The 23452-nt window shown below is 67.3% G+C and carries 19 protein-coding genes; 15 read left to right on the forward strand and 4 right to left on the reverse strand.

Annotation, left to right across the window (positions count from 1 at the left end):
- Positions 1-41 precede the first annotated feature (41 nt).
- From ACTPOI_RS02650 to ACTPOI_RS02695, 10 genes are all read left to right on the forward strand, one after another.
- A complete protein-coding gene (locus ACTPOI_RS02650) occupies positions 42-584 on the forward strand; it encodes an RBBP9/YdeN family alpha/beta hydrolase (RefSeq protein ID WP_440106130.1) in 543 nt (180 codons plus the stop codon).
- 11 nt (positions 585-595) lie between these two features.
- Positions 596-1513 (forward strand): ParB/RepB/Spo0J family partition protein, encoded by a 918-nt coding sequence (locus ACTPOI_RS02655; protein WP_440106132.1) that lies wholly within the window; start codon positions 596-598, stop codon positions 1511-1513.
- Positions 1514-1994: 481 nt separating this feature from the next.
- Positions 1995-2747 (forward strand): class I SAM-dependent methyltransferase, encoded by a 753-nt coding sequence (locus ACTPOI_RS02660; protein WP_440106134.1) that lies wholly within the window; start codon positions 1995-1997, stop codon positions 2745-2747.
- Between the two features lie 369 nt (positions 2748-3116).
- Positions 3117-4658, forward strand: coding sequence for a COG3014 family protein (locus ACTPOI_RS02665; RefSeq protein WP_440106136.1), 1542 nt, complete (start codon positions 3117-3119; stop codon positions 4656-4658).
- A 48-nt stretch (positions 4659-4706) separates the two neighbouring features.
- Positions 4707-5126, forward strand: a complete 420-nt coding sequence (locus ACTPOI_RS02670) for a YcfL family protein (protein WP_440106138.1) — start codon at positions 4707-4709, stop codon at positions 5124-5126.
- A gap of 203 nt (positions 5127-5329) precedes the next feature.
- Complete coding sequence (gene lpoB, locus ACTPOI_RS02675; RefSeq protein ID WP_440106140.1) at positions 5330-5944, forward strand: penicillin-binding protein activator LpoB; 615 nt, start codon at positions 5330-5332, stop codon at positions 5942-5944.
- 189 nt (positions 5945-6133) lie between these two features.
- Positions 6134-7096 carry a hypothetical protein gene (locus ACTPOI_RS02680; RefSeq protein ID WP_440106143.1) on the forward strand — a complete coding sequence of 321 codons (963 nt, stop codon included), beginning with the start codon at positions 6134-6136 and terminating at the stop codon, positions 7094-7096.
- A 26-nt stretch (positions 7097-7122) separates the two neighbouring features.
- Positions 7123-8187, forward strand: a complete 1065-nt coding sequence (locus ACTPOI_RS02685) for an alpha/beta hydrolase (RefSeq protein ID WP_440106145.1) — start codon at positions 7123-7125, stop codon at positions 8185-8187.
- Between the two features lie 131 nt (positions 8188-8318).
- Positions 8319-9149 (forward strand): alpha/beta fold hydrolase, encoded by an 831-nt coding sequence (locus ACTPOI_RS02690; protein WP_440106147.1) that lies wholly within the window; start codon positions 8319-8321, stop codon positions 9147-9149.
- A 56-nt stretch (positions 9150-9205) separates the two neighbouring features.
- Positions 9206-12064: an EAL domain-containing protein gene (locus tag ACTPOI_RS02695; protein WP_440106149.1), complete on the forward strand. Its 2859-nt coding sequence runs from the start codon at positions 9206-9208 to the stop codon at positions 12062-12064.
- 35 nt (positions 12065-12099) lie between these two features.
- Here the strand turns inward: ACTPOI_RS02695 and ACTPOI_RS02700 are convergent, their stop codons facing one another.
- Positions 12100-12735 (reverse strand): flavin reductase family protein, encoded by a 636-nt coding sequence (locus ACTPOI_RS02700; RefSeq protein WP_440106151.1) that lies wholly within the window; start codon positions 12733-12735, stop codon positions 12100-12102.
- Positions 12736-12954: 219 nt separating this feature from the next.
- Positions 12955-14514: a hypothetical protein gene (locus ACTPOI_RS02705; protein ID WP_440106153.1), complete on the reverse strand. Its 1560-nt coding sequence runs from the start codon at positions 14512-14514 to the stop codon at positions 12955-12957.
- A 521-nt stretch (positions 14515-15035) separates the two neighbouring features.
- On the opposite strand from ACTPOI_RS02705, the gene ACTPOI_RS02710 reads away from it, so the two are divergent.
- Complete coding sequence (locus ACTPOI_RS02710) at positions 15036-16016, forward strand: hypothetical protein (protein ID WP_440106155.1); 981 nt, start codon at positions 15036-15038, stop codon at positions 16014-16016.
- On the opposite strand, the gene ACTPOI_RS02715 is transcribed toward ACTPOI_RS02710, so the two are convergent.
- The gene (locus tag ACTPOI_RS02715) at positions 16003-17067 is read right to left on the reverse strand and encodes an AraC family transcriptional regulator (RefSeq protein ID WP_440106157.1); all 1065 of its coding nucleotides are present in this window, start codon (positions 17065-17067) and stop codon (positions 16003-16005) included. The two genes, ACTPOI_RS02710 and ACTPOI_RS02715, sit on opposite strands and share 14 nt — an antisense overlap.
- Before the next feature lie 65 nt (positions 17068-17132).
- On the opposite strand from ACTPOI_RS02715, the gene ACTPOI_RS02720 reads away from it, so the two are divergent.
- Together ACTPOI_RS02720 and ACTPOI_RS02725 are read left to right on the forward strand one after the other, a co-directional pair.
- Positions 17133-18398, forward strand: coding sequence for an MFS transporter (locus tag ACTPOI_RS02720; protein ID WP_440106159.1), 1266 nt, complete (start codon positions 17133-17135; stop codon positions 18396-18398).
- A gap of 115 nt (positions 18399-18513) precedes the next feature.
- Positions 18514-19026: a DUF1993 domain-containing protein gene (locus ACTPOI_RS02725; RefSeq protein WP_440106161.1), complete on the forward strand. Its 513-nt coding sequence runs from the start codon at positions 18514-18516 to the stop codon at positions 19024-19026.
- A 105-nt stretch (positions 19027-19131) separates the two neighbouring features.
- On the opposite strand, the gene ACTPOI_RS02730 is transcribed toward ACTPOI_RS02725, so the two are convergent.
- Entirely contained in the window at positions 19132-19593 is a 462-nt protein-coding gene (locus ACTPOI_RS02730; RefSeq protein WP_440108249.1) for an Lrp/AsnC family transcriptional regulator, read from the reverse strand.
- A 202-nt stretch (positions 19594-19795) separates the two neighbouring features.
- On the opposite strand from ACTPOI_RS02730, the gene ggt reads away from it, so the two are divergent.
- On the forward strand, positions 19796-21673 hold the full coding sequence (gene ggt / locus ACTPOI_RS02735; RefSeq protein WP_440106163.1) for a gamma-glutamyltransferase: 1878 nt from the start codon (positions 19796-19798) through the stop codon (positions 21671-21673).
- 178 nt (positions 21674-21851) lie between these two features.
- Complete coding sequence (locus tag ACTPOI_RS02740; RefSeq protein WP_440106165.1) at positions 21852-23270, forward strand: hypothetical protein; 1419 nt, start codon at positions 21852-21854, stop codon at positions 23268-23270.
- The last annotated feature ends 182 nt before the right edge of the window (positions 23271-23452 follow it).

Raw genomic sequence — 23452 nt, forward strand, 5'->3', positions numbered from 1 at the left:
GCCTACATAGCTATCAATTTAATAGTAATCTGAGTCTGCACATGGCTGCATCCCCCCGCATCCTGCTGCTGCCCGGCTGGCAGAACTCCGGCCCCGGCCACTGGCAAAGCCTGTGGGAGGCGCAGCATGGCTACCACCGCGTGGAGCAGCACGACTGGATGCGTCCGCTGCGCGGCGACTGGTCGGCCCGCCTGGAAGAAACCGTGGCCGACGCCGACGGTCCGGTGGTGCTGGCGGCCCACAGCCTGGGCTGCATCCTGACCGCTTGGTGGGCCACGCACACCCGCCACGCCGCCAAGGTGCGCGGTGCGCTGCTGGTGGCGCCGGGCGATGTGGAGCGGCCCGATATCGCCGCGCAGATCCACGGCTGGGCGCCGATTGCGCGCCAGCGGCTGCCGTTCCCGGCGGTGCTGGTGGGCAGTCGCAACGACCCGTATTGCAGCTTCGACCGCGCTGAAGGGCTGTCGCAGGCGTGGGGGGCGCGATTTGTGGACTACGGCGATCGCGGCCACATCAATGCCGAGTCGGGACTGGGCGACTGGCCCGCGGGCCACGCCCTGCTCGAAACCCTTTTCCAAGACTGAAGAACGAGAACATGGTCACCAAAAAACCCAAGGGCCTCGGCCGCGGCCTCGAAGCATTGCTCGGCCCCAAGGTCGAAGACAAAGTGGAGCAGGCCCAGGCCGCCGAGGCGGGGCTGCCCAGCAGCCTGCCGCTGAGCGAGCTGGTGCCGGGTGTGTACCAGCCGCGCACCCGCATGGACGAAGGCGCGCTGTACGAGCTGGCTGAGTCCATCAAGGCCCAGGGGATCATGCAACCCATCCTGGTGCGGCGCCTGACCGAGGGCGAGAACGCGGGCAAGTACGAAATCATCGCGGGCGAGCGGCGCTTTCGTGCATCGCGCCTGGCGGGGCTGGCTGAGGTGCCGGTGCTGGTGCGCGATGTGCCCAACGAGGCCGCTGCGGCCATGGCGCTCATTGAGAACATCCAGCGCGAAGACCTGAACCCGCTGGAAGAAGCCCAGGGCCTGCAGCGCCTGGTGCGCGAGTTTGGGCTCACGCACGAGCTGGCCGCGCAGGCCGTGGGGCGCTCGCGCAGCGCGGCCAGCAACCTGCTGCGCCTGCTGAATCTGGCCGAGCCGGTGCAGACCATGCTGATGGCTGGCGATATCGACATGGGGCACGCGCGCGCACTGCTCTCGCTCGACCGCGCCGCGCAGATCACGGCGGGCAACCAGATCGCGGCCAAAAAGCTGTCGGTGCGCGAGGCCGAGGCGCTGGTCAAGAAGATCGGGGCCGAGTTCAGCCTGGTGCCGCAAAAGCCCCAGAAGGAAAAGTCGCGCGACCTCAAGCGCGTGGAAGAGGAGTTATCCGACCTGCTCATGGCCGAGGTCGAAGTGCGGGTGAAAAAGCGCGTCAAGCGCCACGGCCGCGTGGAAGACATGGGCGAACTGGCGATCCAGTTCGGCTCGCTCGAAGCGCTCAACGGGCTGATCGACCGCCTGCGCCGCTGATTGCGGCTGTGGGGTGCCAGCGCGCGCACTCCGCAGCGTGCCCCGGGGCATCAAGGCGCCGTGCGGGCCCGTTTTGTCGCACGTTGCAGCCGATCATTCTTGTGCCGGCGCAGTGGCCTGGTCCCCGGTGGCACGGCTGCGAGGGGCCCGCGCTGACATGTGGCGCCTGTCCCGCATGCACAAAATGTTTCCATCCGTAACTCGAAGGGGCAAAATACGGGGTGTCGCACTGCGATGCGCAGGCTCGCTGCCCGCCCGGCCAAGCGGTATCGGGTCCGTTGCGCCATGGCAGGGCGGTGCCTCATTGTTCGGTGCAGCGATCTTCCACAGGAACCCCATGAACCCGCCGCGTTCGTTTTTCCAGGCTGATCTCCCGGCTGATGTGATCTACGTTTCCGTGTCCGCCGGGCTCCCCGGGTGCTGCGGTATGGACGGCCCCGCAACGGGGTGCCTGCACCGCGGGCAGGGCGGTTGATCCGCAATGGCCCTGACGCGCATCTCCTGGCCCCTGCCTGCACTGGCGGCGTGGGCGTGCGCGTGGCTTGTGTTCGTGGCGCTGCAGCGCATCCCGGGTTTTCCACCCGTGGCGGCGCTGCTGCTGGCCTGCCTGGTCGGCACGGTAGCCAGCGTGCTGGGTGGCAGCTGGTGGCGCCGCGGGCTGATTGCGGCGGGGTTTCCGCTGTCGCTGGCATTGCTGGGCGCGGCCAGCCTGCCCACCTGGGCCTGGCTGTTACCGCTGGCGCTGTTGCTGCTGGTCTATCCGCTCAATGCGTGGCGCGACGCGCCGCTGTTTCCCACGCCGCACCGCGCGCTGCATGCACTGGCTGCGCAGGCACCGTTGGCGCCCGGTGCGCGCGTGCTGGATGCCGGTAGCGGTCTGGGCGATGGCCTGATGGCGCTGCGGCATGCCTATCCGGCCGCGCAGCTGGAGGGCCTGGAGTGGAGCTGGCCGCTGCGCCTGCTGTGTGCCCTGCGCTGCCCCTGGGCCCGCGTGCGCCGGGGCGACATGTGGGCGGCCGACTGGAGCGGCTACCAGCTGGTCTATCTGTTCCAGCGCCCCGAAAGCATGGCGCGCGCCGCCGCCAAGGCGCAGGCCGAGATGGCGCCCGGCACCTGGCTGGTCAGCCTCGAATTTGCGGTGCCTGGCGTGCTGCCCTGTGCCCAGCTGCGTCCTGCCAGCGGGCGGGTGGTGTGGCTGTACCGCATGCCCGGTGCGGCTGCACCTGGAGCCTGAAATGCGGGCATCGCCAGGCATGGACCACGCGGCCCCTCGGGCTGGCTGGACGCGGGTTGCCGCATGGCGCGCGCGAACACAGCGTTACAGGAATATCACCGGCTTTTGCTACATTGCGTGGCTGGCTACAAACGCATACACAAGAACCAAAAAACTCACAGCCAGAGGGGATAGCGAGCCCACACGTAACAGCGCCAGGAGGGGGCGCACGTGCCGCCAGCATCCACCTCATCCGGTCTTCCCATTCCACGCTTGCTGATCTGCTGCCCGCCGTTCCCGTGATCGGGGCCGTGGGCGCCTGCGGCGTTGCGGAAAGCGGACAGGCCTCGGTTTTCTGGTGCACACACAAACGACCTGCAAGGAGCAACCATGACCCCACCCCTTTCCCGATTCCGCCCACGCCTGTTGTGGGTGCTGGCGCTGAGCGCTGCGCTCACCGGCTGCGCCACCATGCAGAGCCACGACAAGCTGGCCACCGACATGCAGACGGCCGGCCGCAGCGGCGGCATCCCTGCCGCGCTGGCCAGCCTGGAGGCTACGGCCAAGACCGAAGAAGAAAAGACGGCGCTGCTCTACAACATGGAACGCGGCGAGCTGCTGCGCATGGACCGCCGCTACCCCGACAGCACCAACGCCTTCCTGCTGGCCGACAACCGCGTCAAGGAATGGGAAGAGACCGCCAAGACCAATCCGTCCAAGCTGATGGGCACCATGGGTGCAGCGCTGATCAGCGAGCGCCTGAAGGTCTATGAGGGCCAGGATTACGAGAAGGTGTGGGTGACCACGCGCCTGGCGCTCAACCGCATGGCCGTGGGCGACTTTGAAAACGCCCGCGTCGACATCAAGCGCACCCACGAGCGTGAGGCCATCATTGCCGAGTTCCGCTCCAAGGAAACGCTGGCGGCCGAAGAGGAAGCCAAGTCCAAGGGCGCCACATCGGGCGGCAAGGAACTCAACGGCTACCCGGTCGAGACGCTCAACGACCCCGAGGTGCTGGCCCTCAAGAACGGCTACCAGAACGCGCTGTCGCACTACCTGGCCGGCTTTTTGTACGAGATGCTCAACGAGCCCGGCCTGGCTGCGCCCGGCTACCGCAAGGCGATTGAACTGAAGCCCGAAACCGGTGTGCTCGAAGAAGGCCTGCGCGGCCTGGACAACCGCACCAGCTTCACCTGGAAGCGCCGCCAGCGCATGACCGACGTGCTGTTCATCGTGGAGGCGGGCGACGCCCCGGCGCGCAAGCCCAAGGCCTTCACCATCCCGGTGCCGACGGGTCGCGGGATGGTCACGGCCAGCATCTCCTACCCCGTGATTGAGCCCTCGCGCGACCCGTTGCTGACCACGATTTCCGCCGCCGGTACCGACCTCAAGCTGGAAAAAGTGGTGGACGTGAACGTGATGGCGCGCCGCGCCCTCAAGGACGAAATGCCCGGCATGGTGCTGCGCGGCTTTACCCGCGCCGTGGCCAAGGGCGTGCTGCAAAACGAGCTTCAAAAGCGTGGCGGCCTGATCGGCGGCATCATCGGCGCGGCCGCCTCTGTGGCGACCGAGCAGGCCGACGACCGCATGTGGCGCATGCTGCCAGGCCGCGTGTACGTGGCCCGCGGCTACCTGCCCCCGGGCGAGCACACCGTGACCATCAACGGCCGCCAGCTGCCCGCGCCCATCAAGATCGACGGGCAGTACGCCCTGGTGCCCCTGCGCATGTACGAAAACAGCGTGCTGACCGGCGATGTGGCCATGCTGGGCCAGCTGCCCGCCGTGGCGGTGGCCGAACCTGCGCCCGCTGCGGCCCCGGCGCCTGCCGCGCCGGTGCGTACGACCAGCACCAACCGGTCGCGTACCGTGCCGCAGTCGGCTGTCAAGCCTACCTCTGCCGCCCCCGCCCCCGCGCCAGCCGTCAAGAAGTGACGTGCGGCTGCAGACCCGATGTCGAATGAAATGGAAGGAGCCTCTGGCATGAAGAACCGATTTGCCCTTGCCGCTGCTGCTGCGCCTGCCCTGGCGTGCGCAGCCCTTGCGCTGGCGCTGGCGACCAGCGCAGCCCACGCGCAGATGCACGACCCCGCCACGCCGCTGGCCGTGGCCGGCAAGATCGCACTGCGCGGCGAAGCCAACAGCATTGCCGTGCGCGAGATGCGCATCGTGCGCAAGAACGACATCCTGACCGTGCAGGCCGACATGGCCAACATGGGCCGCACCGACCGCACGGTGTTCTACCGCTTCAAGTGGCTGGACAACGTGGGCAACCAGGTCGGCGATGGCGAGTCGTGGAAGCAGATGAGCGTGCTCGGCCTGGGCCAGCAGACCGTCAAGAGCGTGGCCCCGACCAGCGCCGCAGTCGACCTGCGCCTTGAGATGAATGTCGAGCCCCGTTGAGATGAAGCACCCTCTGAGTCGCTTCGCGCCGTCCCCCTCTCTCACGCTGCGCGTGGGAGGGGGACGCAGCCAGCGCACGCCAGCGAAGCGCCGCACATCCGGCTTGGCGGCCCTTGCGCAGCGGCCCGCGTCGGGAGCGCGCCAGTTTTCAGCGCAGTAGGCTCCACGAAGCGCTTTCGATAAGACCGTAGGAAACCAACACCATGAACCACCATCCCATCCAGCGCACTGCGCTCATCCTGGCTTTCGCAGCCAGCACCCTGGCCCTGTCGGCCTGCCAGAACCTGTCTTCGCCCACCGTGCGCTTTGACCGCCAGGTCAACTACGGCGACGCCAAGGCTGTGGAGCTGGTGACCAACGAATTCGGCTCGACGGACCTGCAGATGATTGCCGAAAAGATGACCGGCGGTTTGCTCGAAACCGGCATCTTCCAGGGCCGCCCCACGGTGACGATCTCCACCGTCAAGAACAAGACCAGCGAGTACATCGACACCACCAACGTGATGAACTCCATCCAGACCTCGCTGGTCAAGTCGGGCAAGGTGCGCTTTGTGCGCTCCATCAACGAAATGCAGGCCGGTGTGGACGAACTGCAGCGCCAGAACCAGAGCGGCCTGTACAAGCAGGGCACCACCGCCAAGGTCGGCCAGATGACGGCGGCCAAATACAGCATGGAAGGCGAGCTGACCAGCATCGTCAAGCAGAACAACACGACCAAGGACGTGTACTACAAGTTCACGCTCAAGCTGTTTGATGTGCAGGAAGGCACGATCGAGTGGCAGGACGAAAAGGAAATTAGAAAAACGAGTAAGAGATAACCCCCTGAGCGGCTGCGCCGCTTCCCCCTTTCTCTCGCGCTGCGCGCGGGAAGGGGGACGACGCCCTCGCTGCGGGGCGGCCCTTGCTCGGCGTCCCGCGCTTTGGGTGCGCCAGTATCGACGTTGATGGGCAGTACCTGCGTCGGTCGATTGATTCATGAATTCCCGTTAGCTCACAAGGAGCATCACATGCAACGCAGAACCACATTGCACACGGCCCTGGCCGTGATCGCGGCCACCACGCTGGCCTGGGGCGCTACGGCGCACGCCCAGCAGTCGGGCGCGGCGCCCAAGATCGCCGTGACCGACCTGGCCTACGCCCAGCGCGTGTCCGAGTACTTCATGGCGGGCACCTACCAGCGCAGCAGCCAGATGAGCGCTCAGGGCAGCCAGGGCGGCAGCCACAGCCATGGCATGTATGGCGGCGGCGGCTCGTACTCGGGCCAGCAGTCCATGCAGGCGTCCGAGCAGGCCAGCGGCACGTTTGTGGCCGGGCGCTACAGCTACATCGAGCAGCGCGAGCTGGGTGGCTACACCAACGACATCAAGGGCGCCATCCTGCAGGGCACCTACTTCCGCCTGGTGCAGGGCAAGGGCTTTGACGCGGGCAAGCCCCAGCCGTCCAAGGCCGAGCAGGTGCTCAACCAGGTGCAGGGCGGCAAGATGGCCACGCCCCAGGCGCAGCCCCAGGTGGCCGACGTGATCAGCCGCATCAAGAAGGGCGAGTTCAACGGCGCCGACTACGTGCTGTTTGGCGTGGTCTCCACCATCGACTTCACCGATGCGCTCTCGCCGCTGCAGGGCACCAGCAGCGCCACGCGCCAATACGGCCTGCAGCTGCTGGCCGACTTCTCGCTCATCAACACCAAGACGTACGAGATCAAGGCCGCGTTTTCGGCACAGGGCGCGGGCAACGACACCAAGATCCTGTCGGTGCGCGGCGACGTCGCCCCGCCCAACCGCGCCAAGGTGATGCGCGAGACCTCGCTGTCGCTGGCGCAGGACGTGTACCAGCAGCTCGCCATGCAACTGGGCTACACCGACGCCAACCTGGCCCGCGGCGTGCGCCCGCCCGTGGTGTACCAGCAGGGCGGCCAGCCCATGCCGGTGCCACAGCCGCAGCAGCCCGAGCAGGTCATCATCCTCAAGTGAGGATGACTCCGGCAGGCGGCGGCACCATGCGCCGCATTCCCGCTGGCGCCAGCGCCGCGCCCTGCCGCAAGGCCAGCCCCGTGCTGGCCTTTTTTCTGGGCGCGCTGATGTTCGTCGCAGGTTGCGGTACGACTGCGCAGTGCCCTGTGACCCCGCCGCCCCTGGCCAGCGAACCGCCCGCGGCGTTGGGCGCGTGGCGCGTGGAGCACCTGCCGGGCGAAGCCGGTGCCACGTTGGCGGTGCTTGCCCGGCCTGAACGCACGGTGCCCGCGCGCTTTCGCGTGATCGTGGTGCCAGGCTCCGGTTGTGCGGGCATGGGTCCGCTGGCCGAGCGATACTTTGCCGGACTGCTGCACGCGCCGGTGCTGGTGCTGCACAAGCCCGGGGTGGACCCCTTCGCCCGCACGGCCCCCGGCGACTGTGCGCGCAGCTTTGTGCAGCAAGATCGCCATTCCACCTGGCTGGCCCACGCCCGAGCTGCCCTGCAGGCGGATGCGCTGGCGCAGCAGCAGCGGGGCTCCGCGCCGCTGCCCCAGGTGCTGGTAGGCATCTCGGAAGGGGCTGAGCTGCTGCCGGGTCTTGCGCCGCACGTGCCCCGCCTGGCCGGGCTGGTGCTGCTCGCGGCCAGCGGGCTCGACCCGCGGGATGCCGGTGCATTGCAGGCGCAGCGCCTGGGCGCAGCTGCCGACTGGGAGGCCCTGGGCGCGAAGGTCGGGGGCAGTTTGCCCGACAGCACCGTGGTGCAGGGCCGCAGCCTCGGTTACTGGCGCGACCTGTGGCACTGGCCTGTGGCCCGGCCGTTGCTGGATAGCCCCTGGCCGGTCCTCCAGGTGTGGGGCAGCGACGACGCGCTCGTGCCCGCGGCGGCGTATGGGCAGTTTGCAAGTCAGGTACAGCCATCGCAGCAGCGCGGGGCAGGGCATGCGCCCGCTGCCTGGTGTGCGCGGCGCATCGAGGGCGCAGACCATGGTCTGCAGCGCCCGGCGCTGCCCGGACAGGATGCGATGGATGGTGTGCAGCTGGCCTGGGCGTGGCTGGAGCAGTGGGCGCGGGCTCCGCACGCAGGGATCTGCGCGCCAATGGAGCGTTGAGTCGCCGGGGCTTTGGCACCATGGCGCGACGCCGGCCGCAATGTCCGTCTCCTCCAGCCAACGAACTCCCCGCCAGCGTCACAAACAGATACCATCGGCGAAAACGATCAAAACGGCTGGAGGGGACTGCCTTGTCTGAAAACATCATTCAGCGGAACAACGTCACAGTGCAGGGCAGCGATGGCCCGGTGCTGCTGTATGCACACGGCTTCGGGTGCAACCAGAACATGTGGGACCGGGTTACGCCTGCTTTCGCAGCGACCCACCGCCAGGTCCTCTTTGACTACGTGGGCAGCGGGCAATCCGAGCTTTCGGCTTTCGATCCCGTGCGGTACTCCCGGCTCGATGGCTATGCCCAGGATCTGCTGGATGTCTGCGATGCGCTGGGTCTGACCCGTGGTGTGACGTTCGTGGGTCACTCGGTCAGCGCCAGCATCGGGCTGCTGGCCTCCATTGCCCGGCCAGAACTTTTTGACCGCCTCGTGCTGCTGGGGCCTTCGCCGTGTTTCCTGAACCACCCGCCGGACTACCTGGGCGGGTTCGAGCGCGAAGATCTGGAGGGCCTGCTGGCGCTCATGGACCAGAACTACATGGGCTGGGCCAACTACCTGGCTCCGGTTGTGACGGGTGCTTCCGGCGCAGGGGTGACCGGAGAGCTGTCCAACAGTTTCTGTTCCACCGATCCGCTGGTGGCCAAGGTATTCGCCCGCGCCACGTTTTTTGCCGACAACCGTGCGGATCTCGCGCGAGTGACCCGTCCCAGCCTGATCCTGCAGCATCGTGATGACGCCCTGGCACCGCTGGCAGTCGGCAAGTACCTTGCCGAACATCTGTCCCACAGCGTCCTTGAGATACTGGATGTGTCAGGTCACTGTGCCCACATGAGCGACCCGGCCCTGGTGATCGATGCCATGCAGCGGTATCTCGCAGGGCCGTCGGCCTCCGGGGTGGTCCAGGGCTAGCCAGCTCTGCGGCGCACAGCATCTGCCCCGGCGTTGCCCAAGATCCGGTGCTGTCCATGCAATTCATGAACCAGTTGCCCTGTCCGGTCCTGGTCACGGACATGTTCGGGACGGTGCTCGCGTTGAACGCGCCCCTGCGGGAGCTGGTGGGGCGCAAGGACGGCGAAGATACGGGCCAGCCCATGAACGCCTTGTTCCCGCCTGCGAGCCGGATTTTTCTGCAGACCCACGTGTGGCCCACGCTGCTGCGTGATGGCCGGGTCAGCGAGATCCATCTGCATGTCATCGATGCGCGCGGCGGACGTGTCCCGGTCATGGTCAATGCCCAGCCCGGTGCGTGGGACGGCGCACCCGCGTGTTTCTGGGTGCTTTTCGTCGCGCAGGAGCGCCACCATTTCGAGGCCGCCCTGGTGCAGGCCCGCGGCCAGGCCGAAGCCTCTGCGACGGCCTTAGCCCAGAGCCAGCGCTTCATCCGCAACATTGCCGACACCATTCCGGGGCAGGTTGCTTACTGGGATGCCCAGCGCCTGTGCCAGTTTGCCAACAGGCATTACCTGGATGCCCTCGGGCTGGAGTCCGAGGCCGTGCTGGGCCAGCCCCTGCAGCGTGTGCTTTCTGCCGAGATCCTGGAGCAATCCCTCGTGCACATTGACGCAGTGCTGAAAGGAGAGCCCCAGGAATTCGAGCGCACCGTGTCACTGCCCGGTGGCGGCAAGGCCCATACGCTGGTGTATTACGTCCCCGATGTGGTCGCAAGCCAGGTGAACGGGTTTTTCGTGCAGATCAGCGACATCACCCGGCTCAAGGCAGTGGAGGGGGCGCTGCGGACCTCGCAGGCCTTTTTGCAGCGCACGGGCGCGCTGGCGGGCGTGGGCGGCTGGGAGCTGGACCCGCGTACCGACCAGCTGCTCTGGTCAGAGGGCGCCTGCCACGTGCACGGCCAGCCTTCGGGCTACCAGCCACGGCGCGAGGAATGGATGTCGCTGTACACGAGCGACTCGCGCCAGCGCATGGAGCAGGCTCTGGCCTGCGCGTTGCAAGCCGGTGATGCGTTTGACCTGGAGCTGGACATGCCCCGTCCGGATGGACAGGTCCACAGCGTCCGTGCGGTGGGCATGGTCGAGCGCGGGCCAAGCCTCCAGTTGGAGCGGCTGGTGGGTGCCTTCCAGGACGTGACCGAGCGCCGTCGCATGGCGCGCGAGCTGGAGGGGCAGCACGAACTGCTGCGCGTGACCCTCCAGTCGATCGGCGATGCGGTCATCACCACCGATGCCCGGGAAACCGTGATGTGGCTGAACCCCGCGGCTGAGCGCATGACCGGGTGGCCCGCCAGCGAGGCGCTGGGCCGGCCCCTGGACGAGGTTTTCCGTATCGTCGACGAGATGACACGCCAGCGCATGGACAGCCCGGTAGTGGCCTGCCTGGAACGCCGTGAAACCGTGAGCCCGGGCCATCAGGCCTTGCTGGTGTCGCGCGGTGGTGGCGAGTTCGGTATCGAGGACACCGCGGCCCCCATTCGCAACGACGAGGGCACAGTGCTGGGCGCGGTGCTCGTCTTCCACGACGTCACCGAGCAGCGGCGCCTGTCAGGCGAGATGACCTACCGCGCGACCCACGACCCCCTGACCGGCCTGGTGAACCGCAGCGAGTTCGAGAGCCGGCTGCAGGCGCTGTGGGCCCGTGCGCGGCGCGACGCCTCCACGCACGGCCTGCTGTTCATGGATCTCGACCAGTTCAAGCTGGTCAATGACAGCTGCGGCCACTCTGTGGGTGATCACCTGCTCAAGCAGGTCAGCCGCCTGCTGGCGGATGCCGTGCGCTCGCGGGACACGCTGGCCCGCCTCGGTGGCGATGAGTTCGGCATTCTGCTGGAGGACTGCGACCCGGAGCAGGCGCAACGGGTGGCGCAGAAGATCTGTGACCGCATGGACCAGTTCCGTTTCGTGCATGAGGACAAGCGCTTTCGCATCGGGGTCAGCATCGGCATGGTGCCCCTGGACGCCCGCTGGAGCAGCACCGCCGCATTGCAGCAGGCGGCAGACACGGCCTGCTACGCTGCCAAGGATGGTGGCCGCAACCGCGTGCATGTGTGGTTTGACACGGATGCGGCGGTCAGTGCGCGGCAGTTTGAAGTGCAGTGGACGTCGCGCATCGAACAAGCACTGGACACGGACGCCTTTGTCCTGTTTGCCCAGCGCATCGTGGCGCAGCGCACCGGCTTGGCCGGGCTGCATGCCGAGGTGCTCTTGCGCATGCGCGGCGAGGATGGTGCCCTGGTGTTGCCAGGCGCCTTCCTGCCGGCGGCTGAGCGTTTTCACCTGGCCTCCCGCATCGACCGGTGGGTTCTGGAGCATGTGATCCATTGGGTGGGTGCGCAGCCCTCCATTGGCGCGCTGCAGACCCTGAGCGTCAATCTGTCGGGCCAGTCGGTGGGTGACCGGGCCTTCCATGCCTGGGCGGGCGAGAAGCTGCGTGCGGCCGGCCCCGTGATTTGCGCCAAGCTGTGCCTGGAGATCACCGAAACGGCGGCGGTGACCAACCTGGCGGATGCCGTGGCGTTCATCCAGCAGGCGCGCGGGGCGGGCGTGCGCGTGGCGCTGGATGACTTCGGGGCGGGCGCCTCATCGTTTGGCTACCTCAAGAACCTGCCCGTGGACTACCTGAAGATCGATGGGCAGTTCATTCGCGACCTGATGACGGACCCGCTCGATGATGTGGCTGTGCGTTGCTTCGTGGACGTGGCCCAGGTAGTGGGCGTGCGCACGGTGGCCGAGTTTGTGGACCGCCCCGATGTGCTGGCGCGGCTCCAGGAGATGGGCGTGGACTACGCGCAGGGCTACCTGCTGCATCGCCCCGAGCCTCTGTCCCTGTTGCTGGAATCCCGGGCGGCGCCTGGCGTACCGGCAGCGGCTTGACCTAGGGCGTGGCGCGGCCAGCGCGGCCCGGGCGCTCAGCGCGGCCGGTACATCCTGAACAGCTGCTCCGGCCCTACCGTGAAGTAATCCGCCGGCCCGCCGCCGCGCAGGATGTGGCCCGCATTCGCCGTGTCGTACACGCCGTCCCTGAGCAGCGCCGTGTCGATGTGCACCGCCACCACCTCGCCCAGCACCAGCCAGGTGTCCACCGCCGCGCCATCGGCGCCTTGCAGCTGCAGCACCTGCGTGCTGCGGCACTCGAACGTGACGGGGCTCTCGGCCACGCGCGGCGGCGCGACCAGGGTGGAGGCCAGCGGCGTAAGGCCTGTCAGGTTGAACTCGCTCACCTCGGGCGGCACAGCGGCGCAGCTCTGGTTCATCACCTCGGCCAGGTCGCGCGTGGCCAAGTTCCACACGAACTCGCCGGTTTCCTGCACGTTGCGCACCGTGTCCTTGTAGCCAATGCTGGCAAAGCCCACGATGGGCGGCACGTAGTTGAAGGCGTTGAAGAAGCTGTAGGGCGCCAGGTTGGTGGCGCCCGCTGCGCTTTGCGTGGAGATCCAGCCGATGGGGCGGGGGCCCACGATGGCGTTGAACGGGTCGTGCGGCAGGCCGTGGCCCTGGCGGGGCTGGTAGCTGTGGAGGGTGCGGTGGGGGGCTGGGGGCGTCATGGCGGCGGCTAGTGTCGTGCAGCACGCCACCTTAGCGGCATCTGGCCGGGGCTGCAGTCGCATGCCTGCCATGTTGCTATTTTATTTATAGCTATAAGGGCAATAAATGTATGGGCTTGCGGCTGTTTTGATGCAAATCTGGCCCTCTGGGAGCGCTGCGGGCAGGGGTGGCAGGCTTGAGCAGGTGTGGGCACTGGCGGCGCTGGCGCCACGCCGTGCTCAGCGCCCGCCGCCTTCCGTGGTGCAGATGCCCTGGCTGCGGGGCGGCACCGTGCACGCCATGCGAAACCGCGCACTGAATTCGTCCTTGCCCATGCTGGAGCTGGAGCCCTCCAGCCAGGGGAGCTGCGTGCGCACGCGCTCCAGGGCGGCCCGAGCATCGGCTTCGCTGGCGCGGCCTTTCACCAGCACCCGCGTGGCATCGCTGGTCAGCTCGATCTGCGCTACCTGCACTTCAGGCGCCAGCACGGGCCGCAGCGCGGCCTCGATCTGCTGTTGCGTGTAGCTGCTGCCAGCGGCCGGCAGGCACACGCTGCGCTCGCCCGGCGCGGCGCACAGGAAGTTCACCATCACGCGGTACTCCGCCACCCCGGATTCGTTGCGCTGGATGCGGGCCACCTGCGCACTGCGCACCTCGCCCGACTGCTTGAGGTCCCGCGCAAATTCGCGCACAGCCACCTCGTCCGGCGCGCGGCCTTCCAGCGCACCGCCGCCGTTCCACAGGTCCACCTTGCCTACCGTCATGCCAGGCCGCAGCAGGGGCTGCAGCACGTCGGCCACGCGCTGGCGTGCCGACACGGGCTCGCCGCCCACGGCCCGCATCGACGGCGGGGGCGCCGCCGTGTCGGGCGACGGCAGCACGGGCGCCGGGCCGGCGCTGTCCATCACCGCCTGCCGCAGCGCCCGGGTTTCGTCGCGCAGTGCGCTGGTCAGGGGCATGGGGTTCACGCGGCCCGCAGGCACTTTCAGCGCCTCCACCGGGCCGTCGATCCAGATGGGGTACTCAAGCGCAATCGGGCCGGGTGCGCGGGCGGGCTGGTAGTAGCCCGCATCGCTGTCTTTGCCGATGCGAACGGAAAACCGCGCACCGGTGGTGAGGGCGCTCACGCGGGCATGGCGCGCGTCCATGTCGTGAAACAGCAGTGCGCTGGTGCGCTGCGTGCTTTCCAGTTGCAGCCACTCCACCTGGCCCGTGCCTCCGGCACTTGCGGCTGCGTTGACGGCCAGGCTCAGCATGCCCATGCGTACGTCATGGAACCACAGCTTCACGCTGTGGCTGGGGTTGACGTACATGCGCAGCGCCGGAAGCTCCACGCGATCAAACAGCACCGTCAGCCGGTCGCCACGCAGGAGCATGTCGTGCGCCGTGGCCAGTTGCAGCGTGAAGCAGGGGCCGTCCGCGTCGGTCGGCAGGCGCGGAATGGCCGACACGGCAGGCCCGGGTGCGATCGTCACGTCGCGTGGTGGCGGCCGGTTTTTGCCGTTGCGGTCTGCCATCGGGGTGTCCTCCGTGACGCTGAAGGCCGGGCCCCGCCCCAGGAAGAGCCGGTTTTCAGCGCCAGAGACCACGCGCACGGTGCAGCCGTTGGCAATGATGTGGACATGCCGCAGGTTCCCCAGCCGGCCCGTGGCCGGGTCCCACGGCCGCTCGCGCGCATCGCGCAGTAGGTTGGCGCGCTCGATGAGCGTGTCGGGCGTCACGTCCAGCGGCGCGGCGCTGGCATGCACGGCGGTGGCGCAGAGCAGGGCGCCGGCCAGGAGGGAGCGAAGGGGGGTCATGCTGGCGCCCATGGTACGGGCAAGCCCGGGCGGGGCGCATGTCAGAGCGCGGGTCAGTGCGAAGGTACTGGCTGCTGCTGCCCCAGAAACCGCCCGGGCGGCTGCCCCACCGACTTGCGCACCATGGCGCTTGCATCTTTACCGCCTCAGACGACGTGAGAGGAGTAGAAAAAAGTTACATTCTTCTCCGCATACGCCGCGTTGCGACACCACGTGTCGGGGCGCATAGGTACGACAACCCGCGCCAGCAAGGGAGCTGGAGCATCAAGAAAGTGTTGCCCACCATCGCGACCCACTTGGGGTACGACGCGCTCACGGATGTACGGGATGGCGGCATCGCGATGACAGGCGTACCTTGAAGCCATCGCACCGGCCACATCACCGCCGCGCAAGGCCCTGATTTGCGATGAACTGTTGGCCTATTGCGCACTGGACACACGGGCAATGGTGGAGATCTGGAAAAAATTTTCACAAAACCGTCTGGCATCTCCCCCGCAGACAACACCCAACGAGAAAAAACTATGTCAAAGCAATCCCAAGAGCCTTCCGAGCCTGCAAGCGGTACCCCGTTCTTTACGGCACTCATGCAGCATCTAATGCAGGGCACGATGATTCCCAAGGTGCAGGTAGAGCGCTCTATCGGCCCGATCATCGGGTTCTTTCTGGCAGATGCGCTTGCAACCTCGCCAGACGATGACATCGTGATGCTGTGCCCTGAATTTCCTATCCAAAAAGCAGGTAGCAACCAGTCCACCAACATTGATTGGCTGATGCTCAATCTCGCTACGAAAGAACTGTTGTTGGTGGAACTCAAGACGACGGACACCACCTTTCGCCCAGAGCAGGCCGCCATCTATCGGGAGCTCCAGAGCAAGATCGCTCGCGAAGGCTCTGCTGCATTCCTATTGGACGATCTGGACGCGATCGGAGCTGCCTCCCAGGAGCGTGGCAAGTACCAGAACGTTCGAAATTTGTTGGCGCAAGGATTTGGGGCCGCTGACGGAGATGGGCTGCGTGAGGCGCTTGGCCAGTGCAAGCGTGCGAGGGTCATCTATCTCGCCCCGCAGGTAAGCAAGCCTCTCGAATGGCCAACCAGCGAGGAAGGTTGGGCATGGCTGTCGTTCTCGGACCTGCCAAAGTCCTTGGAGGCGCATGTCTATGCCGAACAATGGCCCGCTGTCAGAAACAGTCTCATATCACTGGACGCGCTCACTCGCCGGTTGCGCAATGGTGATGCGCCCCTAGCCCCTGGGGCAAGGAACTACCGGGATGTGCTCGATTTTGATGCCCTTGTGAAGCGGTGTCGCACGGAGGAGGGGACTTGGGTTGTCGGACTGAAGAACTGGCGCGCAGTGCTCCCCCTCATGACCCTTGAACAGCTGCGCTCCAAGGCATACAAGTGTGACCTTGCAGAAGCTGGCGTCGGCAAGAAGCTAAAAGGCAACTGGATTGCTGGTGACCAGTTCCTTGCGCAGGTCGATAAGTTGCTCAACGCTGGATGACATGGATCCTTTGGAGTGAAGCCTCTGCAGGTCGGCCACTTGCGGATGCGTTGGACTCCTGTTGCCCCAGAAACCGCCCGGGCGGCTGCCCCACCGACTTGCGCACCATGGCGCTGAAGGCACTCGGGCTGTAGCCCAGCTCGGCCGCAATCTGGCCCATGGGCATGCGGCCTGCCGCCAGCGACACCGCCTTGGCCAGGATGACCTGCTGGCGCCACTGCGTGAAGGTGCTGCCCAGCTCGGAGCGGAACAGCCGCGCCACGGTGCGCGGGCTGGCGCCCGTGTCGTGCGCCCAGGCGGCCAGCGTGTCGTGGCGGGTGGGGTCGGCCAGCACGGATTCGCACAGGTGGCGCAGGCGCTTGTCGTGGGGCAGGTCCACGCCCAGCTTCACGGCGGCGGCGCGGGCCAGCTCGTCGCGCACCAGCGCACTCAGGTGCTGCTCGCGCAGCAGTGCGGCCGCGGCGGGCGGGGTGTCGCCATCGGGCTCGGTGGGCATCTCGCGCACCAGGGCACGCAGCAGGTCCGACACCTCCAGCACCCTGCACTGGCGCCAGGCGTCGCTGCCCGCCCCGTCGTGGCCGGTAGCCGCGCTGGCCTTGCCATCGTGGCCCGTTGCCGTGCTGGCCCTACCATCGTGGCCCGTTGCCGTGCCGGCCTTGTCCTCGTGGCCCGTTGCCGTGCCCAGTGCCTGCGGCCCACACCGGCCGGGCGGCTGGTGGAAGTACAGCGTGCGCAGATCGGCGTCTTCCACCATGGTCACCGCGTGTTCCACGCCGGGCGGTATCCACAGCGCGCGCGACGGCGGCACGATGAAGGTGCCGTTGCTCACCGTGAGGCGGATGACGCCCGTCGTCGATATGGCCACCTGCGCCCACGGGTGGCTGTGCGGCATCACCTGCGTGTCGGCGGCCAGCATGCGCAGCTTGGCCCGTACGGGCCGCGCGGCGGTGGGCACAAACAGCTCGGGCGTGAGCGAGCCCACGTAGGCACGCTCGCGCCGTGCGGGTGGCATTACATCGGGTGCAAAGTGCTGGGGTGCGGGGGTTGGCATGTTTGCGACAAAGTTTGGCTGTCTATCGTAAACCTGCCGGGGCGTGGCTGCCTAAGATCAGGCGCATGAATGCTTCTCACCCCAGCAGCGCCGGCGCTGTCCCCCTGCGGCAGGACGCGCGCACCATTGGCCTCATCGGCCTGGCCCACGGCAGCTCGCACTTTTTTCACATGCTGCTGCCGCCGCTGTTTCCGTGGCTCATCGGCGAGTTCGGCTTTTCGTATTCCGAACTGGGCCTGCTGGTGTCGGTGTTCTTCGTGATCTCGGGCGTGGGCCAGGCCCTGTCGGGCTTTCTGGTGGACCGCGTGGGTGCACGGCCGGTGATGTTCTTTGCGCTGTCGTGCTTTACCGCGGCAGGCGTGGCGGCAGGCACGGCGCAGGGCTACACCGGTCTGCTGCTGGCGGCGGCGCTGGCGGGGCTGGGCAATGCGCCCTTCCACCCGGTGGACTTCACCATCCTCAACAAGCGCGTGTCGCCCCAGCGGCTGGGGCACGGGTTCTCGGTGCATGGCATCAGCGGCAACCTGGGCTGGGCCACCGCGCCGGTGTTCATGGCGGGCATCGCCACGGCCACGGGTTCGTGGCGCATGGCCTGCCTGTGCGGTGCGGCCCTGGCCGTCACGGTGCTGGCCGTCATGGTCTGGAACCGCGATGCGCTGGACGACCGCCAGGGCGCCTGGGCGCACCAGGCCAAGGGTGGTGCGGCTACCGCAACGCCCGAGCACCCCATGGCTTTCCTGAAGCTGCCGTCGGTGTGGCTGTGCTTTTCGTTCTTCTTCTGGAGCACCTGCGCGCTGAGCGCGATCCAGAGCTTTGCCAGCCCGGCCCTGCAGACCATGTACGGATTGCCCCTGAGCCTCACGGCCATGGTCGTCACCGGCTACATGCTGTGCGGCGCTTTGGGCATGCTGGTGGGCGGCTTCCTGGTGGGGCGCGTGCAGCGGCTGGAGAAGATCATCTCGGTGTGCCTGCTGGGCTCGGCCGCGCTGCTGGTGGTGGTGGCCTCAGGCGTGCTGCCCGGCGTGGCCGCACTGGTGGTGGCGTCGCTGGCGGGCCTGGGCACCGGGCTGGCCGGCCCCTCGCGCGACATGCTCATCAAGCGCGCAGCCCCGCCCGGCGCCACGGGCCGCGTGTACGGCACCGTGTATTCGGGCCTGGACCTGGGCTTTTGCCTGGCCGCCCCGGTGTTCGGCGCCATGCTCGACAAGGGCATGACCGCAGGCATCTTCTACGGCTCGGCCTTCACGCTGGCGCTGAGCGTGGTGTCGGCTGCGCTGGTGGGCGTGGGCGTGGCGTCACGGGCATCGCGGCCGGTGCCATCGGCGGCCTGAAGGCAGGTCACACCACGCCCTGCGCGGTTGGCGGCGTTGTGTTGCAATCGCCCAGCGCCGATGCTGCCCGCGCTCCGCGTGGGCATCGCCACTCTTTCTCCAGGAACCACCTTCCATGACCTCTGCCACCTACAACGCCAGCATTCCCGTGTTCCGCCAGATGCTGGGCTCCCTCAACGACGTGCTCGCCAAGACCGAGGCGCACGTCACCGCCCGCAAGATCGAGCCCGACGCGCTGCTGCAGGCCCGCCTGTTCCCCGACATGTTCCCCCTGGCCCGGCAGGTGCTGATCGCCTGCGACTTTGCCAAGGGCGTGGCCGCCCGGCTGGCCGGTGTGGAAGTGCCTTCGTTCCCCGATACCGATCGCCCCGGTTTTGCCGACCTGACCGAACGCATCGACACCGTGCTGGCCTTTATCGAGGGCCTGCCCGCAGAGGCCTTTGCCGACGCCGCCACGCGCCAGATCACGATCCAGCCCGGCACGCCGCGCGAAAAGCAGTTTGTGGGCGAGCACTACCTGCTGCACTACGGGCTGCCTCAGTTCTTCTTTCATGTGAACGCGACGTACGCCATTGCCCGCCACAACGGCGTGGAGCTGGGCAAGCGCGACTACATGGGCAAGTACTGATAGATCCCGGGCTGCCTCGGCGCAAACGCGCCGCAGCGCCTTTGCCCGTGCGGGGCCTGCGCCCGCCGCCGCTGGCGGGCGCCACCGGGCCTTTTGCGCCGCTGGCTACTGTGCGTAGCTCAGCGGCAGTGCGGTGGTGAACTTGATCTCTTCCATCGCAAAGCTCGAACTCACGTCCGACAGCGCCACCGCTGCCGTGAGCCGCTTGTACACCGCGTCGTACGCGCGGATGTCGGGCACCACGACCCGCAGCAGGTAGTCGACATCGCCGCTCATGCGGTAGAACTCCACGATTTCGGGGATGCCCATCACCACGTCGCGCAGGGTCTCGAACCACTGCTGGTGGTGCTGGTTGGTTTTCACGGCCACGAACACCGTCACCCCCACATTCACCTTGTTCGGGTCTACCAGGGCCACATGCCGTGTGATGTAGCCCTTTTCGCGCAGCCACTGGATGCGCCGCCAGCACGGCGTGTTCGACAGGTTCACCGCATCGGCCAGTTCGGCCAGCGGCGTCTCGGCGTTCTGTTGCAGCAAATGGAGCAGCTGGCGGTCGATGGGATCCAGATTCTGTTTCACGGCGATTTGAAGAAATGCTTTCTCTTATTGGGCGCGAAACCGGCAATAAAAGCAAAACGATTTTCATCACTTCGTCACATACTTGATTGACCTGCAAGCCCGCATGCACCCATCCTTGTGTGGCGGGCAAGGCCCCTTTGCTGAACCCGGCCCGCACGGTTTTTCACCACCCCTTCAAGGATCTTCATCCATGAGCGCTTCTGTCTTTCAACGCAAACCTTACCTGATGGGTCTGAGCATCGCGGCGCTGGCCGTGCTGGCGGCCTGCGGCGGCAACGATGGCCCGGCGACCCCCGTGGCCACGCCCGAACCGCCCGAGCAGTTCGTGCCGCCCGAGCCGCCGTCGGGCTACACGCCCAAGGCCATTGCGTATGCCAACAAGGACATGGTGGCCGCGGCCAACCCGCTGGCGGTGAAGGCCGGGGTCGACATTCTGGCCAAGGGTGGCACGGCCACCGATGCGGCCATTGCCGTGCAGATGGTGCTGAACTTGGTGGAGCCGCAGTCCTCGGGCATTGGCGGCGGCGCCTTCATGCTGCATTACGACAAGGGCGCCAACAAGCTCCTGGCCTATGACGGCCGCGAGACTGCGCCCAAGGCCGCCACGCCCAACCTGTTCATCGGAGCTGACGGCAAGCCCCTCGCCTTTTTGGCGGCGGTGGATGGGGGCCTGTCGGTGGGTACGCCTGGCGTGCTGCGCATGCTGGAAGCCGCGCACAAGGCCCACGGCAAGCTGCCATGGAAGGACCTGTTCGAGCCCGCCATCAAGCTCAGCGAAGACGGCTTTGCCATCTCGCCGCGCATGAGCATCTCGATCGCCGGATCGGCCGCGCGCATCAAGGCCCAGGGCGAGCCAGGCGCAAGCTACTTCCTCAACACCGACGGCACGGCCAAGGCCGCGGGAACGCTCCTCAAGAACCCCGAATTCGCGGCCACACTGCGCGCGATTGCCGCAGGGGGTGCCGACGCTTTCTACAAGGGCGACATCGCCCGCGACATCGTCGCCAAGGTCACTACGCACCCCACCAACCCTGGCAAGCTGGCGCTCGATGACCTGAGCGGCTACACCCCCAAGGTGCGCGAGCCGGTGTGCGGCACCTACCGCGTGCAGTACCGCGTGTGCGGCATGCCGGCGCCCAGCTCGGGCGGCATTGCCGTGCTGCAGACGCTGGGCATGCTGCAGCAATTTGACCTGGCGGCCATGAAGCCCAACACGCTCGATTCGGTGCATGTGGTGTCTGAAGCCTACCGCCTGGCCTACGCCGACCGCGCCCTGTACGTGGCCGACCCTGACTTCGTGAGCGTGCCGCAGGCCGGCCTGATCAATGCCGACTACCTCAAGGAACGCGCCAAGCTCATCAGCATGCAAAAGACCATCGGCGTGCCGGTGGCGGGTACGCCACCCGGGGTAGCGGCCGTGCCGGGCAAGGACACCTCGCTGGCCCTGCCATCGACCACGCACCTGTCCATCGTCGACAACGCGGGTAATGCGGTATCGATGACGACGACCATCGAAAACGGCTTCGGCAGCCTGCAGATGGTGCGCGGTTTCCTGCTGAACAACCAGCTCACCGACTTCTCGTTCACGGCCACCGACGCAGCAGGGCTACCGATTGCCAACAGCGTGCAGGCGGGCAAGCGCCCACGCAGCTCCATGGCGCCCACCATCATCTTCAACGCATCGACGGGTGACGTGGAAGGCGTGATCGGCTCGCCCGGCGGCAGCGCCATCATCCAGTACACGACCAAGTCCATCCTGGGCATGACCGACTGGGGCCTGAACGTCCAGCAGGCCATCAACCTGCCCAACTTTGGCGCGCAGACCAACGCCACCACTTCGATCGAAAAGGGCTCGCTGATCGACACCGCCACCATCCGCGACGGCCTCAAGGCACGCGGCCACACCGTGGCGCAGACCGACAGCTTCACCAGCGGCCTGCACGGCGTGGTCTACAACGGACTGCGTGCCGACGGCAAGGCCGGCCTGCTTTCGCGCAACCCCGGCGCGGGCACGTACGCCGGTGGCGCCGACCCCCGCCGCGAAGGGGTTGCCCAGGGCAATAACTGATCGCCATCAGCGGCGCGCGCAAGGCGCTGTCTGTCGTGAAGGCGTGGGCGGGTTTCCGTCCACGCCTTTTTTTTCGTTTCCGGCCGATACTCGTGCGGCGGCCGACATCGGACTGAAAAGCCCGTGACGCCATGGCCCGGCACCGCCGCCGCTTCATCCGCACCCCAGGAGACTGACCATGCCCGAATTCCCGTTGCCAGCAGCGCGGCCGCCGCGCGTTGCCATCACCCCGCCACGCGCACTGCTGGCCATCCTGGCGGTTGCAACGCTGGCCGGCTGCGCATCGGCCCCGCCAGCGCCTGCCGCACGGTCTGCAGCGGTAGCCCACGCGACCGAAGCGGCACCGGTGGCGACACCCTGCCCCAAAGACATCGCGGCCATCGCGCGCTGCCTGTCCGGCCAGGACACCGCTGGGGCCTACTACCTGATCGCCGTGCCCACCCAATGGAACCAGCACCTGGTGCTGCACGCCCACGGCGGCCCGACGCTGGGCACGCCCAAGGCCGAGCGGTCGGTGGAAGACCTGGAGCGCTGGCAGATCATGGTGCGGGCGGGTTATGCCTGGGCCGGCAGCACCTTCCGCCAGGGCGGCGTGGAAGTGCGCGCTGCCGCTGAAGACACCGAGCGCCTGCGCCAGATCTTTGTGCAGCATGTGGCCCAGCCCCGGCGCACCATCCTGCACGGCCAGTCGTGGGGTGCCAGCGTGGCCGCCAAGGGGGCCGAGATGTTCCAGCGCACGGCCGATGGCAAGCGCCCGTACGACGCGGTGCTGCTCACCAGCGGCGTACTGGCCGGGGGCACGCGCTCGTACGACTTCCGCACCGACCTGCGCGTGGTCTACCAGTACCTGTGCAACAACCATCCGCGCCCGACCGAGGCGCAGTACCCGCTCCACATCGGCCTGCCTGCCGACGCAGCGATGACGCAGGCCGACCTGGCCGCGCGCCTGAACGAATGCCTGGGCCTGAACAAGCCCGCCGCCGAGCGCACCCCCGAGCAGCAGCGCAAGGTCAAGACCATCGTCGATGTGATCCGCATCCCGGCGAGCTCCATCCAGGGCCACATGAACTGGGCCACGTTCCTTTTCCGCGATGTGGTGCAGCACCGCACGGGCGGCGCCAGCCCGTTTGGCAATATGGGCGTGGTCTACAAGGGGTCTGCCGACGATGCTGCGCTCAACGCCGGCGTACTGCGCTACCGGGCCGACCCGCAGGCCGTGGCCCGCTTTGCCGCGGACACCGACCCCACGGGCCGCATCCCGGTGCCGGTGCTTACCGTCAAGGGCGTGGATGACCCCACCGCCTTTGTCGAGCTGGATGCGCAGTTCAAGGCCACGATGGAGCGCGGCGGCAGCGCTGCGCGCCTGGTGCAGACCTTCACGCAGCACAACACGCACAGCTACCTGAGCGACCCGACCTACCCCACGCTGATGAACGCCCTGCTGCGCTGGGTGGACGAGGGCGCCAAGCCCACGCCCGAGGGCATTGCCAGCGCCTGCGCTGCGCAGGAAGCCCGGTACGGCAAAGGCTGTGCGTTCTTGCCCGCCTATGTGCCCGCACCGCTGGGCAGCCGGGTGTACGAGCGCCAGCGGCCCTGACCTGCATCGAACCGCGTTGTACCGCCCCACGAAAAAAAGGCCCCGCCGTGAAGCGGGGCCTTTTTCATGTCACTTCAAAAGTGATAGCACTACAGGCAATTGGAACAAGCGCTAGCGCCTGATTTAGCCCGAAATGCCTGTCTGGAATGCCTTGCGGGCGGCCCCTGCCGCCGCGCAGCGCG

This window comes from Acidovorax sp. BL-A-41-H1 (assembly GCF_051942715.1).